The organism is Jonesia quinghaiensis DSM 15701, assembly GCF_000423205.1.
GTDB lineage: Bacteria > Actinomycetota > Actinomycetes > Actinomycetales > Cellulomonadaceae > Jonesia > Jonesia quinghaiensis.
The window spans coordinates 94248-112151 of sequence record NZ_AUHN01000005.1; the positions used below are offsets into that span (position 1 = coordinate 94248).

General features: G+C 57.9%; 20 protein-coding genes. 15 read left to right on the top strand and 5 right to left on the bottom strand.

Features of this window, described 5'->3' with window-relative positions; genetic code table 11:
• The first annotated feature begins 145 nt into the window (after positions 1-145).
• The 3 genes from G538_RS0103630 (at position 146) to G538_RS0103640 (ending at position 2487) form a co-directional block, all read left to right on the top strand.
• On the top strand, positions 146-529 hold the full coding sequence (locus G538_RS0103630; protein WP_029068243.1) for a cold-shock protein: 384 nt from the start codon (positions 146-148) through the stop codon (positions 527-529).
• 6 nt (positions 530-535) lie between these two features.
• Complete coding sequence (locus G538_RS0103635) at positions 536-1315, top strand: DUF3027 domain-containing protein (protein WP_029068244.1); 780 nt, start codon at positions 536-538, stop codon at positions 1313-1315.
• A gap of 98 nt (positions 1316-1413) precedes the next feature.
• Positions 1414-2487 carry a hypothetical protein gene (locus G538_RS0103640; RefSeq protein ID WP_029068245.1) on the top strand — a complete coding sequence of 358 codons (1074 nt, stop codon included), beginning with the start codon at positions 1414-1416 and terminating at the stop codon, positions 2485-2487.
• Positions 2488-2564: 77 nt separating this feature from the next.
• Here G538_RS0103640 and G538_RS0103645 read toward each other — a convergent pair whose 3' ends face one another.
• The 5 genes from G538_RS0103645 to flgN form a co-directional block, all read right to left on the bottom strand.
• Positions 2565-3758, bottom strand: a complete 1194-nt coding sequence (locus tag G538_RS0103645) for an EAL and HDOD domain-containing protein (protein ID WP_029068246.1) — start codon at positions 3756-3758, stop codon at positions 2565-2567.
• A 62-nt stretch (positions 3759-3820) separates the two neighbouring features.
• Positions 3821-4186 carry a flagellar assembly protein FliW gene (locus tag G538_RS0103650; protein WP_029068247.1) on the bottom strand — a complete coding sequence of 122 codons (366 nt, stop codon included), beginning with the start codon at positions 4184-4186 and terminating at the stop codon, positions 3821-3823.
• On the bottom strand, positions 4183-5097 hold the full coding sequence (flgL, locus tag G538_RS0103655; protein ID WP_029068248.1) for a flagellar hook-associated protein FlgL: 915 nt from the start codon (positions 5095-5097) through the stop codon (positions 4183-4185). Before flgL ends, G538_RS0103650 begins: the two co-directional genes overlap by 4 nt.
• On the bottom strand, positions 5094-6482 hold the full coding sequence (gene flgK / locus G538_RS0103660) for a flagellar hook-associated protein FlgK (protein ID WP_029068249.1): 1389 nt from the start codon (positions 6480-6482) through the stop codon (positions 5094-5096). The genes flgL and flgK overlap by 4 nt, the downstream gene beginning before the upstream one ends.
• Positions 6483-6489: 7 nt before the next feature.
• Positions 6490-6972, bottom strand: coding sequence for a flagellar export chaperone FlgN (gene flgN, locus G538_RS0103665; RefSeq protein WP_029068250.1), 483 nt, complete (start codon positions 6970-6972; stop codon positions 6490-6492).
• Between the two features lie 439 nt (positions 6973-7411).
• Between flgN and G538_RS14920 the strand changes: the two genes are divergently transcribed.
• The 12 genes from G538_RS14920 to G538_RS0103725 all read left to right on the top strand — a co-directional run bounded on the left by G538_RS14920 (position 7412) and on the right by G538_RS0103725 (position 17898).
• A complete protein-coding gene (locus G538_RS14920; protein WP_245566783.1) occupies positions 7412-8317 on the top strand; it encodes a sigma-70 family RNA polymerase sigma factor in 906 nt (301 codons plus the stop codon).
• Between the two features lie 154 nt (positions 8318-8471).
• Complete coding sequence (locus tag G538_RS0103675; RefSeq protein WP_029068251.1) at positions 8472-9632, top strand: flagellin N-terminal helical domain-containing protein; 1161 nt, start codon at positions 8472-8474, stop codon at positions 9630-9632.
• A 191-nt stretch (positions 9633-9823) separates the two neighbouring features.
• Entirely contained in the window at positions 9824-11173 is a 1350-nt protein-coding gene (gene fliD / locus G538_RS0103680; RefSeq protein ID WP_029068252.1) for a flagellar filament capping protein FliD, read from the top strand.
• A 17-nt stretch (positions 11174-11190) separates the two neighbouring features.
• Positions 11191-11649 (top strand): flagellar export chaperone FliS, encoded by a 459-nt coding sequence (gene fliS, locus G538_RS0103685; protein WP_029068253.1) that lies wholly within the window; start codon positions 11191-11193, stop codon positions 11647-11649.
• The gene (locus tag G538_RS0103690) at positions 11642-11998 is read left to right on the top strand and encodes a hypothetical protein (protein ID WP_029068254.1); all 357 of its coding nucleotides are present in this window, start codon (positions 11642-11644) and stop codon (positions 11996-11998) included. The genes fliS and G538_RS0103690 overlap by 8 nt, the downstream gene beginning before the upstream one ends.
• A gap of 180 nt (positions 11999-12178) precedes the next feature.
• Positions 12179-12520 (top strand): flagellar basal body rod protein FlgB, encoded by a 342-nt coding sequence (gene flgB / locus G538_RS0103695; protein ID WP_029068255.1) that lies wholly within the window; start codon positions 12179-12181, stop codon positions 12518-12520.
• On the top strand, positions 12520-12924 hold the full coding sequence (locus G538_RS0103700; RefSeq protein ID WP_029068256.1) for a flagellar basal body rod protein FlgC: 405 nt from the start codon (positions 12520-12522) through the stop codon (positions 12922-12924). Before flgB ends, G538_RS0103700 begins: the two co-directional genes overlap by 1 nt.
• On the top strand, positions 12924-13256 hold the full coding sequence (fliE, locus tag G538_RS0103705) for a flagellar hook-basal body complex protein FliE (protein ID WP_029068257.1): 333 nt from the start codon (positions 12924-12926) through the stop codon (positions 13254-13256). Before G538_RS0103700 ends, fliE begins: the two co-directional genes overlap by 1 nt.
• The gene (gene fliF / locus G538_RS0103710; RefSeq protein WP_029068258.1) at positions 13256-14854 is read left to right on the top strand and encodes a flagellar basal-body MS-ring/collar protein FliF; all 1599 of its coding nucleotides are present in this window, start codon (positions 13256-13258) and stop codon (positions 14852-14854) included. Before fliE ends, fliF begins: the two co-directional genes overlap by 1 nt.
• Positions 14854-15879: a flagellar motor switch protein FliG gene (gene fliG, locus G538_RS0103715; protein ID WP_029068259.1), complete on the top strand. Its 1026-nt coding sequence runs from the start codon at positions 14854-14856 to the stop codon at positions 15877-15879. The genes fliF and fliG overlap by 1 nt, the downstream gene beginning before the upstream one ends.
• Positions 15863-16570, top strand: a complete 708-nt coding sequence (locus G538_RS0103720; protein ID WP_029068260.1) for a FliH/SctL family protein — start codon at positions 15863-15865, stop codon at positions 16568-16570. The genes fliG and G538_RS0103720 overlap by 17 nt, the downstream gene beginning before the upstream one ends.
• A complete protein-coding gene (locus G538_RS0103725) occupies positions 16567-17898 on the top strand; it encodes a FliI/YscN family ATPase (protein WP_029068261.1) in 1332 nt (443 codons plus the stop codon). Before G538_RS0103720 ends, G538_RS0103725 begins: the two co-directional genes overlap by 4 nt.
• Positions 17899-17904 lie beyond the last annotated feature (6 nt).

The following is a 17904-nucleotide window of genomic DNA, read 5'->3' on the forward strand; positions in this document are numbered from 1 at the left end:
TATGTGCTAGCGCGTTGCGCTGTGCCCACGCCCACAGGAGCGCACACCGTTGGGGATGCGCCGAGGCGCATAGCACGCGGTATCCTGTATTTTTGTAAGACTTGTGCGGAGAACCCCCTCCGCCGACGAACGTGTAGAGGTAGACGTGCCAACCGGTAAGGTCAAGTTCTTCGACGCAGAGCGTGGTTTCGGTTTCATTGCAGGCGATGACGGCAACCAGGTGTTCCTGCACTCCACAGCGCTGCCTGCGGATGCCCCCGCCCCTAAACAAGGTGCCCGGGTTGAATACGGTGTTGCTGACGGCCGTAAAGGCCCCCAGGCACTGTCCGTGCGCTACCTCGACCCTTTGCCCTCAGTGGCCCGTGCACAGCGCCGGCCCGCCGATGAAATGGCTGTAGTCGTGGAGGACGTAATTAAGCTCCTTGACTCTGTGGGCAACCAGTTGCGTCGCGGCCGCTACCCGGACAAGGCCGCAGCTTCCCAGACAGCGCACGTGCTCCGTGCCATCGCAGACTCCCTTGAGGCATAAAACTCCATGACTCCTTCCGCCACACCGCGCAAATCTCGTTCCCCCCGCCCCGATGCAGTCCTTGCGGAGGCAATCGACATCGCACGGGAGGCGGCCGTTGACGCTGCTGAACACCGTCACGATGTTGGAGAATACATCGGCATGGTGATGGAAAGTGAGCGCCTTGCCGCCCACCAGTTTGCCTGCACGATGCGCGGATATGTTGGTTGGAACTGGACGGTCACGGTTACTCGTGCCCCTCGGTCTAAGCACGTCACCCTGTGTGAAGTAGCTCTTTTGCCTGGTGCTGACTCATTGCTCGCCCCAGCGTGGTTACCGTGGTCGGAGCGCCTGCAACCAGGGGATGTTGGTCCCGGTGATGTTATGCCGTACGTGGACGATGATCCTCGTTTAGTGCCGGGCTACACCCCCACGGGTGATGAGGATGAAGATCGGGTTGCTGTTGAAGAACTTGCCCTGGCTCGGGTACGGATTTTGTCTGAGGACGGCCGTAGTCAGGCTGCTGAGCGTTGGTATCGCAGCGATCATGGTCCACGTTCAGCGGCGTCAATGCAGTCTGCTGCAGGGTGTGGCTCATGTGGTTTTGTTATTCCTTTACAAGGGGCGCTTGGCCAAGTCTTTGGGGTGTGCGCCAATGAATGGTCTCCAGATGACGGCAAAGTGGTTGCCTTAGGGCATGGGTGTGGGGCACACTCGGAAACAGATGTTCCCCACCGAGTCTCAGAATGGCCTGCGAACGCACCGTTGATCGACGAAGAGTCGATCGACCGGGTGGATGTGGGCTGACTGACACGGGTGGTTGATCGGGTCACCTCACCTTTCTCGGTGCATTGCCGATAAGAGATGGTAGACCTTCATATCATCAGCGAGCTTGTGAGGCAGGAATGGAATCCGCGTCTTCTCATGACCCCGCAACAACCCCAGCTGGCGGAGCCGGCCGGGTTGTTGTATCCGTCCCACGGTGGATAGAGGTCAAAGACCAGCGTGCTGGAGCAGAGCATGTCGACCCGTCGAGGACACGACACTATGTGGTGAGCCCACATTTGTCAGCGTTCGACGCAAAGCAGCTTGCCCAGTCTTACGCGCAACGTGACCGGTTGGAGAAAACCTACCAGTCACTTGATGTTGCCCAAACGCCGGTGACCATCGTGACAGCTGCGTTGCTCATTGTGATCGTTATTCAGCAGTACCCCTTGTGGCTTCTTGTGGTGCCCGCCATTTTGTTTGTGGGACACCAGTTTCTCTATAACGACTGCGCCCAAGACTTGCGTAAACCATTTGATGTTGCGGCCTTAGAGAACGACGCCACAGAGCGGATGTTTCATAAGATCCCACCGTTAGAGTTCGCCCAAATTAACCGCTTGGCTGAGCGAGATCATCAGCGAGGTGTTGAAGCGCACCTAGCGATGTGGCGGGCCTATGAGCTTGCTTCGTTGTATCAACGTGCAGGTGAAGACCTCAAGCAACTGAACGCTAAAGGCGCTGACCCCTACGACATTCACGTGGTGCAACGGAAACTCACAGCGCTTCACGAACTCGTCATTACTGCTCACGCTGCAATGAGCGGCATGATTAACCCGCGTAAGCGCCATCTGACCATTGGTCGGGAAGGTCTTGCTGAACTGGTTCGTCAAATCGATGACGCCCTCAAATCAGGCCTCGATGGGCTGCGTGAAGAGCTCCGTAAGTCAGCGCATGAGGCTCGTGAACGCCAAGACCCGTTGCCAGACCCAGATGAGGTGGCTGACGCTGTGGTGGAACTTCCCCACCACCAAGATGCTCCTACCGAGCCTAATGATCACTTACCAAATGTCACCGCTCAACTGACAGCACAATTGACGGCTGAACGTGAGCAGGGCAGCGACGAAGAGCTCAAACCGTTGCCGGTGACCATTGACGATCTCGTTGCGTGGCAAGGTCAGCATCAGCCCGTTGTCAAAGCACCAGAAAACCGATAGGTCAACTTCCCCTCACCCGGGGGAGTCGACCTATCGGCATGCTTACCAAGGGCTTGTGGGGCACCTGGTGTGGCTGTTTAGTTGGTGTAAAGATCCTGCAGGGTGTTGAGCGCCCAGGGCAATGCCGTCAAGTATGCACCAGCAACCTCAGGGATGCTGTAGCCCGTCTCTCGGATGGCATCGTAGTTTCCAATTTCGTGGGCAACAACGGCCCGTAATGCTTGCCCTAACCGTCCTTCACCGTGCAGCACAGCTGCAGTGACCTCGGGAGAAACACGAGTTTTGCTGACCAGAGTCTCAGCATCAATCCCGGAGTCGTAGGCCAACGCTGAGATGAGGCCGGTGGTGTAGCCAGCATCGTCGCGCGATAGTTCGCGGCACGCTGCAGCACGGGTGAGCAAGAACCACAGGGCGTCCATGTTGTGCACTCGTGCGGAAATGAGTGAGGCCATCACCAACGGCCCAATGCGGGCTGGTCCCAGCAGCACAGCCGCCCGGTGGATGGAGTCCACTCGTTGGGAGACGCCAGTGCTCGCAGAGTTCACCAGATGCAGAACCCGCAGCATGATTTCTGGGTCAGTCGACAAAATATCCGCAACCTGATTGAGGTCTGGGGATTCTTCATTGAGCAGTCGAATAGCGGACAGGCACTGCAACTCACCAGGTGTCATGGGCTTGGTGGTGTTGGGTGAGGCCTTGTAGACCGTGCCAATGGCGAACTGTGCGCCAGACTGCCATGCCTCTTTGAGGCGGGCGCGGTTATACGTTTGTGAAGCGATGACAGCGACATTGGCGTTGGTTGCTCGTTCAGCAAGTTCCTCTGCATCGTCACGCCGGAAATTGATCGTCACGTAGTGCACAAAGGGCAGCAGCGCCACTTGCCCTGGCGTTCCGGTGAAGTCCGCAAGAATGCATGCTAGGTGGAGTTCGCGCATGCGCATGACTTGGTCTGAAGCGTCGGGGCGTTGTGCGAGCCAGGGGCTCAGCAGTAGACCAGCGAGATTGGGTACCTCGGTAAAAATTTCGGGGTCAGTGAACATGCGTTCAGTGGCCCACACAAAAGCTTTGGCGCGCGGACCCAAGATGCTCGACAGGGTCAAAGCCGAATAGGCAGCTTCTAAGCGAGCATTGGCATCTGGGGTGTTTTGGGTGCGTGCTGGGTCGCTGGGGACAGGAAGCAACACGTAACCCAACGTGGAACCATCCTGCGAGAAGATCCCTAAACGGTTGAGGGATGCCCGTTCTGCGGGCAGTGCGGTGGTTGGCTCCACGATGTACTTTCCTTAGTGTCCGAATGGCGTGGGGCGATATCGGCCCCACGCACTGGTTGCTATCAGCTGAGAGGTGCCCTAACTGGCCATTCCTCACCAAGAATGATCTGCAATGCTTGCCCATGAGCGGGGTTGACCGCAATCGGGGCGAGGAGATTCGCAGACGGTCCGTCGACGCCGCTCCCAGGGGTGACAATGACATACAGATCGGGGCGTTGCGTACCAAGTTCGGTGAGCGATTCCCCAGGAATTTCGGGGGTGTAGTCCGCGAAGTATGGTGCTGGGTCGAGTAAGAAAAGACGACGGTCGTGGTCGTCACGGGCGGCAAACAGCATGCCTGACTCGTCCAGTGGTTCAACGGTTACGCCAGTCATTGGCCCAATTCCTGGCAGCGGTGCCAAGAAGTTCAGTGCTGTGGGTAGTGTCATCGCAAGAAGTCCAAAAGGGTGGGCTGAAGGACGCGGGCGGCAGAGTTGAGTGAGCTTTGGTAGCCCACTTCCTGCATTTTAAGGTCCATGATGGTTTGCGCGAGGTCGATGTCTTCGACACCGGAAATGTCGTTGCGCAGTGTTTCGGCTTTGTCTGCAGCCATGGTCATGCTGGATTCGATTTGGTTGGTGCGGGCACCGACCGAGGTGGCATTGGTGATCACAGCATTGAGACGGGTGTCCAGTTGGCCAAGAGCCGTGCTGGGGTCTCCGCCTGAACGCAGAGTGTTGGCGACGTCGTCAAGGAGCTGGAACACCGAGTAGTTAGCATTGTTGGCATCTGCGGGGTCTGTTGATGACCCGAAGATTGCTGCACCGTCGCCGTCAACACGCACTGTCACATCGGCTGCGGTACGGCGTTCGACGCTACCCCCTGCGGAGCCTGTGAAGGCGTATGTGGTGGGGTCGAAGGCGTTTCCCGCATCAGAGGTGCCTGCGAACACGGAGCGGCCCATGTACTGGGTGTTTGCTTGCTCCATGAGAGCCGCTTTGATTCCCTCAAGTTCGGAAGCCAATGCTTCACGGGACTGCAGACTTGCAGCACCCAGGTTGGAGCCTTGGACAACAAGGTCACGGGCGCGGCGCAGAGATGATGACGTTTCCACCAGTGTGGAGTCAATGGTGTTGAGCCATGACAACCCGTCCTGGGCGTTACGTGCGTACTGCTGGGTGGCGGCTCGCTCTGACCGCAAGGACATGGCGTCTGAGGCCCGTGAAGGGTCGTCAGATGCTTTAGCGATCTTCTTGCCACTCGATGCCTGCTCTTGCAGGTTCGACATCGCTGCAAGGTTGCGCTGCATGTTCGCCAGCACATTGCGCTGGGTGGATTGCTGGGTAACTCTGGTGATCATCGTCCCACAACTCCGGTTCGGTTGATGAGTTGATCGAGCATCTCATCAATAGTGGTCATAACCCGTGACGCAGCTTGGTAGGCGCGCTGGTAGGTGAGGAGATTGACGGTTTCTTCGTCTGTGTCAACGGACGTTGCACCGAGTTGCAAACCTTCTGCAGTGGACTGTGCAGCTTGCGCCACGATCGCAGAGTTCGCGGTGGCTTTGCTGGTGACGCCAACGGAAATCACGAAGGTTTGCCACACTGCATCCGGGCTGTCTTGGGCAACACCAATTTGGGAGATCGCATCAGCGATAGAACCGTCGAAGGCGCCATTGGCCGCCACACCTGCGGTGATGTCATTGTGGTCAGTAATTGCCACGGTCATCGTTGCAGCTGATGGCCCAGTTCCCAGGTCAAACACGGGTGTTGGGTGCAAGGCGTTGACTTGGGTCGCTAACGCTTCAGCGACACGGTCGTACTGAGCTGCTGCGGTAGTGAGGATACCGCCGTGGCTTTCTGGCGCGAGCGCGCTGAGTTTTCCGGAGATCGTTCCACCATCGAAGCTGGCTACTGGTTCGCCGGCACGGTTCCACACCACTTTGACTGCGGAGGCGTCATCAACGGCGCCGGTGAGGCTGGTTGCCCCGACAACTTTGAGTGATTGGGCGCGGTCTCCAGTGACCAGTGGGTTACCGGAGATGTAAACATCGACGGTGCCGTCTTCTTGGTAGCGGACCGTTGACCCCGTTTGTGAGCTGAGGTCCGTCAGGAGGTTGGACCGTTGGTCGATGAGTTCGTTGGCATTACCACCGGACACGACAGTCTGACGGATTTGGCCGTTGAGCTGCGCCACAGCTTGAGCGGTGGTGTTTACCTCAGTGACGAGTGACTCTGTTTCGGTGCGCATCTGGTTCCACTGGGTGGAAACTGCAGCGTGACCAGAAGCGAGGGCCTGCTGTGCGCTGCGTGCGCTCTCTAAAACAACCTGCTTGGTTGCTTGGGTTTGTGGGTTGTTTGACAGGTCCTGCCATGATGCCCAGAAACCGTTGAGGTTCGCGGAGATGCCATTGTCTGATGGCTCATTGATTGTTGACTCGAGGCGAGTGTATGCCTCTGCCCGGGCTGTCTGGAAGCTTGCCGATGCAGTGGTGGAGCGCACCCGTGCATCGAGGAAGATATCTCCAAGCCGCGACACGTTGGTGATGTTCACACCATTTCCAATCTTGGATCCCTGTGAGAACAGGGAGGCCGTTTGGCCTCCAGAGATCGCCGCCATGTCAGCACGCTGCCGGGTGTATCCGGGGGTGTTCACGTTGGCGATGTTCTGTCCGGTGACCTCCATTGCCGCGCGCTGGGCGTTGAGGGAGGACAGGGCGTTTGACAGTCCCGAGAAGGTACTCATGATTTCCTTACAGGCTTTGATCGAAAAGCTGGGCAGGTGCGTCTGAGGTGCGTGTTGCGCCAGTGTGGTCGTAAGTTTTCTCGTTGCGCTGGTAGTGGGCGATGGTTTCGCTAATTGCCCGTTGCGCAGTGGTGAGGAGTTCTTTGTTGCCAGTGGAAGTCGCGTCGATCTCAGAGACCAGTTTTAACAGCGCCTGGCGGTGACTGCTGAGCAGCTCGTTCCAGGGTTCTTCTGCTTTTTCACTGATGTCGAGAAGGGTTGCGTGGGTTTGGAGGCCCAGTTCCATAGCGATGTGTGAGGTTTCGACCTCGCGGGCTAGCTCTGCGCCACGGATCTGTTCGAGGACGTTCTCAACCTCGCGGGTCGCGTGGGAGAGCCAGCGCGATTTGCCGGCTGCAAGAAGCAACTGTTCTTCTTCAAGTTTGAACAGCAGCAACTCAAGAAGCTGCCGTTCATTCCACAGCAAACTGTTGAGTGTTGAGAGTTCCATCGTGTTCACTTCCCTTGGTGCGGTGGGACGTCCAGCGCGCGGTTGCCTCCAGTGTCCCACTAAGCCCATCGGATGCCGATGCCATTCTTTAGGAAAACGGGGTGAGTCACGGGTGAGTTCATTGTTCTCTTCCTTGAGACGCTGATGGTGTCTGCCCATGTCATGTCGATTATGTGATGGGACTGTGAAGGCTAGCCTAGCCTGCGGTTACGTTCTGTCCGTTATGTATCTTGGTGGGACCATGGTAATTCTTTTACTTCTCGTCAATACTTTCCACTTGGTAAGTGTGACGCGTATCACACTTCAAGTCTTAAATCCATGAGAGCCGCGAGATTATGCGGATGGGGAGTTGTCCCCATTGCTTAATCGAATCGACGGTGAAGTGGAATTCGTTGTGAAGGTCTTGGAAATGTGTCCTGAAGCCTTCACACTGAAACGCATGAGCACAATGACCGGCGCGCAAGAACGCCTCATCACTGACAACCTTCACTTGGTTGGTTACCACGTTAATGACATGCTGATGCGCTTGCCCAGCCATGTCACTCGCGATGAGCTCGCATCTGCCGGTCAATATGCACTCGTGCAGTCGGCCCGCAACTTCGACCCAACAAGCGGAGTGCCCTTCGCCCGCTTCGCGGCCATCCGTATTAAGGGAGCACTTGTTGACGAGCTGCGCTCAATGGACTGGGTGTCACGGGGAGCACGCAAGAAGATCCGCGACCTGAACCAAGTACAGGACCGCCTCACCGCTAGTCTCGGTCGCACCCCCACCCGCGAAGAGCTCTCAAACGCTCTGGGTGTACCCATCAGTGAGATCGATGACGCTCGCGACCAGGCGGCCACGAAGGTGCTCAGCTTCGAAGGCTACGACGGTGCGCTTGCTGAAGTTCTCCCCACCCGCGAGGTAGGACCAGAAGCAGCGCTGCTCGCCTCCGAACAAATTGTTTACCTGCGCTCGGCAGTGTCAGCTTTGCCTGAACGCCTACGCAGCATTGTTGAACAAATCTTCTTTGAAGAACGTTCCGTCACAGAGATCGCCGAGAACCTGGGTGTCACCCAATCCCGCGTATCTCAACTGCGAGCAGAGGCCATGCTTCTCCTCCGCGATGGAATGAACTCTCACCTGAGCCCAGACCAGGTTCCAAACCCAGAGCGCGCCGGCGGGGTCGTTCACCGCCGCCGTGAGAAGTACTTCGCAGAAATCGGCGAGAAAGTGCATGCCACTATCGCCGCTTCTAAGGCAGTACAGAGTGTGCGCGCCGCTGAAGTAGCTGTTGTTGACGCCGTCAAGGCCATGCAAAACGACAACAACAACGCGGAGTCCACCTTCGCAACCATCGCCTGACCTGCATTAACAGTAGTTTTCGGTAAGGCCTAAAAATTTCTCAAAGAAATTCTGACGAAAACTCTTCATAACCAACCCTGCCAGCCCGATAGGTAGGGTAAGCGCCACGGATGGCGCGAACCACAACCGGACCTTTCAAATCACGGAGGATATCATGGGTCTCTCGATCAACCAGAACATTGCGGCCACCAACGCGTACCGCAACCTGTCCGTCACTCAGAACGACCTCTCCAAGTCACTGGAGAAGCTCTCATCTGGGTTCCGCATCAACCGTGCAGCAGACGACGCTGCCGGCCTGGCGATCTCCGAGGGCCTGCGCTCACAGATTGGTGGCCTGAAGGTTGCAGTTCGCAACGCTCAGGACGGCATCTCCGTGGTGCAGACCGCTGAAGGCGCACTGACCGAGTCACACGCAATCCTGCAACGTATGCGTGACCTCTCCGTGCAGTCCTCCAACACCGGTGGTTTGTCAACCGATGCTAAGGACAACATCCAGGCAGAAATGGGTCAGCTCAAGTCAGAGCTTACTCGTATCTCCGACACCACCCAGTTCAACGGTGCCAAGCTCCTCGACGGTTCCTACAACGGTAAATTCCAAGTAGGCGCCAACGTTGGTGAGTCGATCAACGTCGCCGTGGGTACTGCAATGAGCGCCAACGGCCTCGGCGTGGATGGTGTGGATGTCACTGCTGGCACCGCAACAACCGCAACAGTTGTTAACGCAGTTGCTGGTACCGCTGGTACCGTCACCACCTCAGGCACTGCTCTGACAACTGCGGCTGCTTTCGAAGAGCTCAACGGCACCATCACGGTCGGAAGCAAGTCCTTCGACCTCTCCAGCGTGAAGTACGACGCTGCTGACGATGTTGCTGCACGTACCACCAAGTTGACTGATGCTGTTACTGCTGCTTTTGGTACAGACATCGCCTCAGCAACCGTGACCGGCGACCAGCTTGTTGTTACCGGTAACGCTCCTGCTGCTGCTGCAACAGCCAACGAGGTTAACGCTGCCTCAGTGAAGTTCACTGAAGCAACTGGTGCTGAAGGTGCAATCACCGCAATTGACGCTGCGATCAAGACCGTGTCAACTGTTCGTTCAGACCTCGGTGCGGTCCAGAACCGTTTCGACCACACCATCAAGAACCTGAACGTGGCAGTGGAGAACCTCTCAGCTTCTGAGAGCCGTATCCGCGACACCGACATGGCTCAGGAAATGGTCAGCTTCACCCGTGCACAGATCTTGTCCCAGGCAGGCACCGCAATGCTCGCCCAGGCAAACCAGATCCCACAGGGTGTTCTTTCCCTCCTGCGCTAATCACTGATGGGGTAACCCCTCACCAGAGAAAAGCATCACGCAATGGCGTGGCCTCACCGGGCCACGCCATTGTGGCATTCACGGGGAGGTGAAGCACGATTGCGGTGATGTGGACGGAAAGGCTTATAGCGTAGCGTGAAGTGCCGATCAATCAGACAGAACACTTCACAGACAGATGAGGATGAGTCAGTATGAGCATGTCTATCGGCGGGTTAGCCTCCGGTCTCGACACCACGGGGATTATCGACAACCTCATGAAGATCGAGGCTATCCCCCAGACCCAGCTGCAATCCAAGCAAAAAACGACAAACTCCTTCATCACTGCTCTTCAAGCGTTAAACACTAAAGTCGCTTCCCTGACAGAGAATGCTGCCAAAGCAATGAAAGCAGCAAGCTTCGATGTCTGGAAGGGCAACGCCAGCGCCGACAGCGTGACTGTTGCTACCGCAACAGGTGCAACGGCAGGGTCGATTGAGTTTCGGGTTGATGCCCTCGCACAGGGGCGCAGCTCACTTAGTGGTGTGCTCGCAGATGCATCGACGCTTCTGACTGACGGAAAATTCACCATCACTGACGGCAAAGGTGTCAGTCACGAGATCACGCCCTCCTCAACGTCACTGACTGACCTGGCAAGTGCGATAAATGCCAAAAGTGACCTAGGAGTCAAGGCAACATTGGTCAACACTGCCGGCGGCTCCCGTTTGCAACTGTCCTCGACCGCCACGGGCGCCACTGAAGGTTCTTACACGGTGACATCAGGGTCAGCAGAGGGCGACTTCAGCCAAATCCGTGCCGCCCAGGATGCACAGATCACCCTGTGGCCAGACCTTGCGCTTCCCGGTAGCGCTGTTACCAGCGCATCGAACACGTTTGATGACCTGATGGCCGGTGTTGATGTCACTGTCACCAAGGTCAGCGCTCCGACCGACGCGGCCATCACGGTAGACGTCGTGAAAGATGACGACGCGATCACCAAGCTGGGGGAGAACCTCGTTGCCCAGCTCAACCTCATTCTTAGTGAGATCTCCTCACAGTCCAAGGTCACCACGTCGACGAGTTCTACCGGAACTGCCACGGCTAAAGGTGGCGTATTTACTGGTGACTCTGGGGTGCGGCAGCTCGCCTCACAAATTAGTGAGGCAGCTTCATTCCCGGTTGATGGGAAGTCACCAGCGAGCATCGGTATCACCCTCAACAGGGACGGCACATTTGCTTTTGATGCCGCAAAGTTTAAGACAGCCTTTACTGACGACCCTTCAGCTACACAAGCCATGCTGACCGGCGTTGCTACCCGCATTGAAGCGGCCGGCAAGGCAACATCACACAAAGACGAAGGAACGCTCACCCGCCGTATTCAGGGACAGCAGTCACTTGCTGCCGATTACACCAAACAGATCGAACGCTGGGATGACCGTCTCGAGCAACGCCGCGCGAACCTCGTGCAGGTTTATACCGCGCTGGAAGTTGCCCTGTCGGGGATCCAATCGCAATCAACATGGCTGTCAGGACAACTTGCGTCCTTGCCATCCTGGGATAGCTGAGACTGAGGACAGGGACAATGAACTACACCATGAACAAAGACACCTACCTGCAAGACGCAGTGTATTCCGCAAGTCCGGCCCGCCTCCTCACGATGCTGTTCGATCGTCTTGTACTTGACCTTGAGCGGGCAGAAAAAGCAATTGAGGCACGCACTCCGCTGGAAGCGACACCCCACCTGATCCACGCGCAGGACATTGTCACGGAGTTAACGAATACCCTCAACGTTGAGATGTGGGAGGGAGGCCGTCAATTGCAGGCACTCTACCTTCACTTGTACTCCGCTTTGGTGTCCGCGAACACGTCCAAGGAAGTCAGCGAAGTTCGTGACTGCCGCGAAATTATTGAACCTCTGCGCCAAACCTGGCATGAGGCAGCTCAGCAGGTTGCTGCGAAGTCAGCTCAAGCGGCTCCCGCTCCGCGCCGGCTTCCGGTGAGCACGGGTGCTAGCTCGTTTGGAGAATTGGGCGTTGGCTGATCGTGATGAGTGGCAACGTTACTTGGTTGAGTTAGATACCGCGCTCGCCCGAGCCGAAGAGTTAGTTGCGGAAAACCCCAGCAATAATGGTGGTAGGCCAGCGAACCGGGATGCGCGGGCTTCGGAGCGAGTTTTGAGCGATCCGGCACTAGGTGTTGGAGCCCCACCGGCGAACGTCACAATTCCTGAAGATCTCGTGGATTACGCCAAAGATATTTCTGTCCGCCAGGGGCGGGTAACGCGGATGCTTTCCGAGGCGATGGACGATGTTGCTGGTCAGCTCGACGCAATGGCGCCCAGGCATGCTCGCCCGGACAGTGGTCCGGTGTACTTGGACACGCAAGGCTAGGTCGTTGGGGAGTCGAATACCCCCAGTGTTACGAGGTTTGACAAGAGTCATCGAAAAAAGTGGGGACTGGTCCCCACTTTTTTCTTTATGTTGGTCAATGTCGACCGATGGGTAGTGCGGAGCAAAGGAATGCCGCCACAGGCCACGGATAGGCCACCCACGCCAACCACGAGGAAACCCGTGTTTGACTCAGTGACCTACGTCGCGCTAAACAGCGCGCTCGACAGCCTCTCACAGCGGCAACGCGTGATCGCGAACAATATCGCCAACATCAACACCCCGAACTATCATGCCCAGCGCGTGACATTCGAGGACGAACTCTCACGCCAAGTCCAACGCGGCAACGGTGCAGTCACCTCCACCGTTAGCAGGTCACTGGAGCCAACACGGCTCGACGGAAACAACGTCAACCTCGACACCGAAACACTGCTCAACATCGACACAGTGTTGCGGTACCAACTAGCTACCCAAGCGGTTGACGGCACCTTTTCATCCCTGCGAACCGCCATGAGGACTAACTGATGACCACCTTCGGAGCCATTGGCATCGCCAGCACAGGACTCACCGTGAACCGCAAGTGGCTTGATGCCGTGAGCGACAACCTCTCCAACATCAACACCGTGCGCCCCACCGACGAAGCCGCTTTCCAAGCGAAATACGTTGTGGCAACCGCAGGCGGCGGCCCCACTGAAACCGAAGGCACCCGTGTAGCGGGCATTGCCCTTGGTAGTGAAGAAGGCCGCATGGTGTTTGAACCAGACCACCCCCTCGCTGATGAAGAAGGGTACGTGCGCTACCCCGACATCGACATGTCATCCCAGATGAGCCAACTCATCATGGCGCAGCGCGGATACCAGGCCAGCACCGCCGTCGTTGAACGTGCGCGGGCCACCTATGAGCAAGCTCTATCGATTGGACGCAACTAATGTCAATCCCAGCTATCGGCGCTATCGGTGGAGCAACCCCCACAACGTCACTCGCCTCACTCATGCCCACCGGGCTGATCGAACCACAAGCACCAACCAATGATGTCTCAGGCTCTGCGTTCGGCAGCATGCTGACAGACTCCATCGGTAACTTGCAGGGCCTACAGGACAAGTCACAAGCGCTCGCCGTTCAAGCAGTAACCGGCGACCTCGACGACATCCACGACTACACCATTGCTTCCACCGAAGCCAAAGTCAGCCTCGAACTGACCGCCGCCGTCCGCAACAAGGCAGTTGACGCGTTCAACGAGATCATGAGGATGCAAGCCTGATGCCTCAGCAAATCACGAACGTTTTCGCGCGCTTGTTCGCAGCGATCCGTGAATTTACCGTCGCTCAGCGTACCCTCGCGTTGATCGGTATGGTCGGCGTGGTTATCGCCATCGTCGCCTTGGCAACCTGGGCGTCCAAACCCCAAATGCAACCTCTCTACACCGACCTGGCCCCAGCAGACGCCGCAGCAATTGTGGACCAACTCGCTGCAAACGGTGTCGAATACCAACTCACCAACGGAGGCTCAACCATCCTTGTCCCCAGCGGGCAAGTGTACGACCAGCGCCTCAAAGTTGCATCAAGCGGAATCACCCCCAGTGCAGAAGGCGGCTACTCGCTCCTGGACAACATGGGAATGACTTCCTCTGACTTCCAACAGAACGTCACATACAAGCGTGCACTTGAGGGTGAAATCGCAAAAACCATCAACGCAATGGACGGCATCGAACTCGCAACCGTCCAACTGGCAATGCCCGAAGACACCGTTTTTGTGTCTCAAGAGGCCGACCCCACCGCTTCCGTGTTCGTCAAACCACGAGCTGGCGTCACCCTGGGAGACGACCAGGTCCAAGCGATCTCGCAGTTTGTGAGCGCATCTGTTGAAGGAATGAAAGTTGAAAACGTCGCCGTTATCGGCGCCGACGGCCGAGTACTCTCTGCCGTAGGTGCAGAAGGAACCAACGGCGCGAACCTCAAAGAAACTCAGCAGTACGAGCAGCGCATCGCCGACTCCCTGCAAGGCATGCTGGACCGCATCGTCGGCCCAGGTAAAGCCGTCGTCTCCGTCACCGCGGAACTCGACTTTGATGCCACCGAGCGAGTCAGCGAAGCCTACGACTCCAACGAAGACGCCCTACCACTCACCGAACGCGAAACCAACGAAGAATTCACCGGCGGAGGCAACGCCGCCGGAGTTCTGGGACCAGACAACATCGCAGTCCCCAACGGCGACGCCGACAGCGAATACAACAACACCTCCATCGAACGCAACAACGCGGTCGATAAAACCACAGAACGCACCGTCACCGCACCAGGTACAGTACGGCGCCAGTCCGTATCAGTGGCAGTTGACGAACAAGCAGCAGCAACCATCAACATTAACGACCTCCAAGACATGGTCACCGCAGCAGCCGGCGTGGATGAAGAACGCGGCGACACCGTCACCGTCACCCGTATGGCCTTCGATAACGCAGGAGCCGATGCAGCAGCTGAAGCACTCGCAGCAGCTGAAGCCGAAGCCGCCGAAGCCGCCCAAATGGAGATGTACCGCAACATCGGGATCGCCGTTATCGCACTCCTGGCAATCATGGCACTCAGCATCGTGGCAGCACGCAAGCGCAAGAACAACCGCATCGACACCGCACCAGACCCAGCCCTGGACCTCGGCGAAGTTGACCTCATGCCACAAGCACCCATGACCGTGGCACAAGAACTCGACCAAATCGAGTTCCCCGAAATGCCAGAACTACCAGCAGCACCCGACGAAAAAACCCTCCGCACCGAAAAGAAGCGTCAGGACGTCATCACCCTAGCCGACGAGGACCCAGGCCAAATGGCCGAGATCCTCCAAGAGTGGATCAACACGGGAGGCCGCTGATGATTACCTCATTCAACGCCGACCAACTCACCGGCACCCAAAAAGCTGCACTCGTCCTCATGCAAATCGGTAAAGAACGAGCCTCACGCGTCATGTCCCGCCTCGACGAACCAGTCGTGGAAGCACTGACCGCTGAAATCGTCCGCCTCGAACGAGTCGACCGTGGCATCGCTGACCAAGTGATCGAACAATTCCACCAGGTCACCCTGGGTGGAGTGTCCCTGGTATCCAACGGTGGAATGAACGTCGCCCACCAACTCCTGGAAGCATCGTTCGGATCCGAAAAAGCCGACGAACTCATGGAACGGCTCTCCGCGTCCATGGCCGGCCAAACCTTCGAGTTCCTGCAACAAGCCGACGCCCGCCAGGTCCTTGCCCTCCTGCACGGTGAACACCCACAAACCATGGCCCTCGTCATGGCGCACCTGCGGCCAGAACACGCCTCAGCGATCATGGCTGGCCTGCAGCCAGCCACCCAAGCTGAAGTTGCCCACCGTATCGCGATGATGGAACGTGCCGCCCCAGACGTCGTGCAAATCGTCGCCGATGCGCTAAACCGCAAAGCCTCAGCTGTGCTCACACCCCGAGAAACAGCCGCAATCGGTGGTGTGGGGCCCCTGGTGGAAATCATCAACCGTGCCGACCCAGGCACCGAAAAGCTCATTCTCGAAGGTCTGGAAAGCCGCGACGCTGCCCTCGCTGAAGAAGTGCGCTCCCAAATGTTCGTCTTCGCCGACATCGTGCTCTTGGAAGACAAAGCCCTCCAGTTGGTGCTCCGCGGAATCGAAACCAACAACCTTGCACTCGCCCTCAAGGGTGCAGGAGTTGCAGAACGTGACGCCGTGCTCCGCAACCTCTCAGAGCGCGCCCGAGAAAACCTCACCGAAGAAATCGACTTGCTCGGTGCAGTACGCATGTCACAGGTCGAAGAAGCACGTTCAGCCATCGTCCAAATGATCCGCAAGCTGGAAGAATCCGGCCAGATCACCGTACGCCGTGAGGGTGAAGATGAGTACGTCTCCTGAGGTACGCAGTGCGTCCTTCACACAGACGCGACTCGTTGCCCTCAACAACGACAGTGTGCAAGAAGCTGAACGCCAAGCACGGGCCCAAGGCTACGCAGCGGGCTACGCTGCTGGAGCCCGAGCAGCAGCCCAAGAAGGCGACCTGCTCCGTGAACAACTCCACGCCCAATCAGTGGCCGAACGCCGAGAACGCGACGACCGACTATCAGCCGCAGTGCTGGCACTGGACGCAGCCATCGCCGCAGCCGACGCCCGCATCACCCCAGTGCTCCAAGAAAGCCGCACCACGCTCTACGCACTGGCATTCGACCTCGCCAGCACCATCATCGGGGTAGAAATTTCCCAAACATCAACAGAAATACCGGTACGCAACGGCGCACTGTGGGCACTTGAACGAGTCCTCGCCGAACCCATCGACGCCCCAGAGTTCACCGTACGCATGCACCCCATGGACGTCGCCGCACTCCAAGCACACTGGGACAAGGTCGTAGAACAACTCGGCGAAACAGCAATGAGAATGCACCTCATGGCGGACTACTCCCTCCAGAGCGGCGACGCCATCGCCGACCTCCCACACGGATTCCTCGATGCCCGCCTCAGCAGCGCACTAGAGCGAGCCCGCACCACCCTGCGCGAATGCGGTATCCCCGCCGGTCAAGAAACAACTACCGCGCAAGAGGGCACCCCATGACCTCCATGGCACTAGACCCCATGTGGGACAACGTGCGCGAAGCCGCACGCCCAGAAAAAGTAGGCAAAGTATCAGCCGCACTAGGACTATCCCTCGACGTACAAGGACTGACCTGCAGTGTCGGCGACGTCGTCGCAATCGGTGAAGCTGGCTCCGAAGCCCGAGCCGAAGTAGTTGCCGTCCACTCCCGCCACGCCACCTGCATGCCACTGACCGCCATGCCATCGCTTTACGCTGGCGCTGAAGTACGCCACACCGGAGGAGGAATCCAAGTACCAGTTGGGCCAGGGCTCATCGGGCGAGTCATCGACCCACTCGGCAACCCCCTCGACGGGCGCGGCCCCATCACCGGCGTTGACTACGTATCTGTAGACGCCGCCGCACCACACCCACTACTCCGTCAACGAGTCGACCAACCCCTAGGACTCGGGGTCAGAGTCGTCGACACACTCATGACAGTTGGACGCGGACAACGCATGGGCCTCTTCGCAGGCTCCGGTGTCGGAAAATCCACCCTCCTATCCATGATCGCCCGAGGCACAGACGCCCAACTCTCCGTCATCGCACTCATCGGAGAACGAGGCCGTGAAGTCCGCGAATTCCTCGAAGACGACCTCGGCCCAGAAGGCCTCGCCCGATCCGTCGTCGTCATCGCCACCTCAGACCAACCAGCACTCCTGCGCCAACGTGCCGCATTCACCGCAACACGCATCGCACAATGGCTGTCCAACGGCGGCAACGACGTTGTCCTCATGATGGACTCCCTCACCCGTGTCGCCATGGCACAACGCGAAATTGGGCTCTCCGCAGGCGAACCACCAGCAACCCGCGGCTACCCGCCCTCAACATTCGCTGTCCTCGCGAACCTCCTCGAACGCGCCGGAGCCAGCGAACACGGCACCATCACCGGTCTCTACACCGTCCTCGTCGATGGAGACGACCACAACGAACCCATCGCTGATGCCGCCCGATCCATCCTGGACGGACACATCGTGCTCGACCGGCGCCTCGCAGTACGAGGCCACTACCCAAGCATCGACGCGCTCGCATCAATCTCCCGAGTTGCCGGCAAAGTCAATGACACGGAACGTAAAACCATGGCCGAAACGCTGCGCCGCTTCATGGCGGCAAAAGCCGGAGTCCAAGACCTCATCGACATCGGTGCCTACGCCGCAGGGGCAAACGCACAGGTCGATGCTGCGATCACCTACGAGGACGCTATCAACGCGTTCCTCCAACAGGGAGTTGGCGAACCTGCACCCGCAGAAGAATCGTGGAACCAACTACGCCAACTGACCCAAGCACTGACAGGTGACGTACGCGGCTAACAGCTG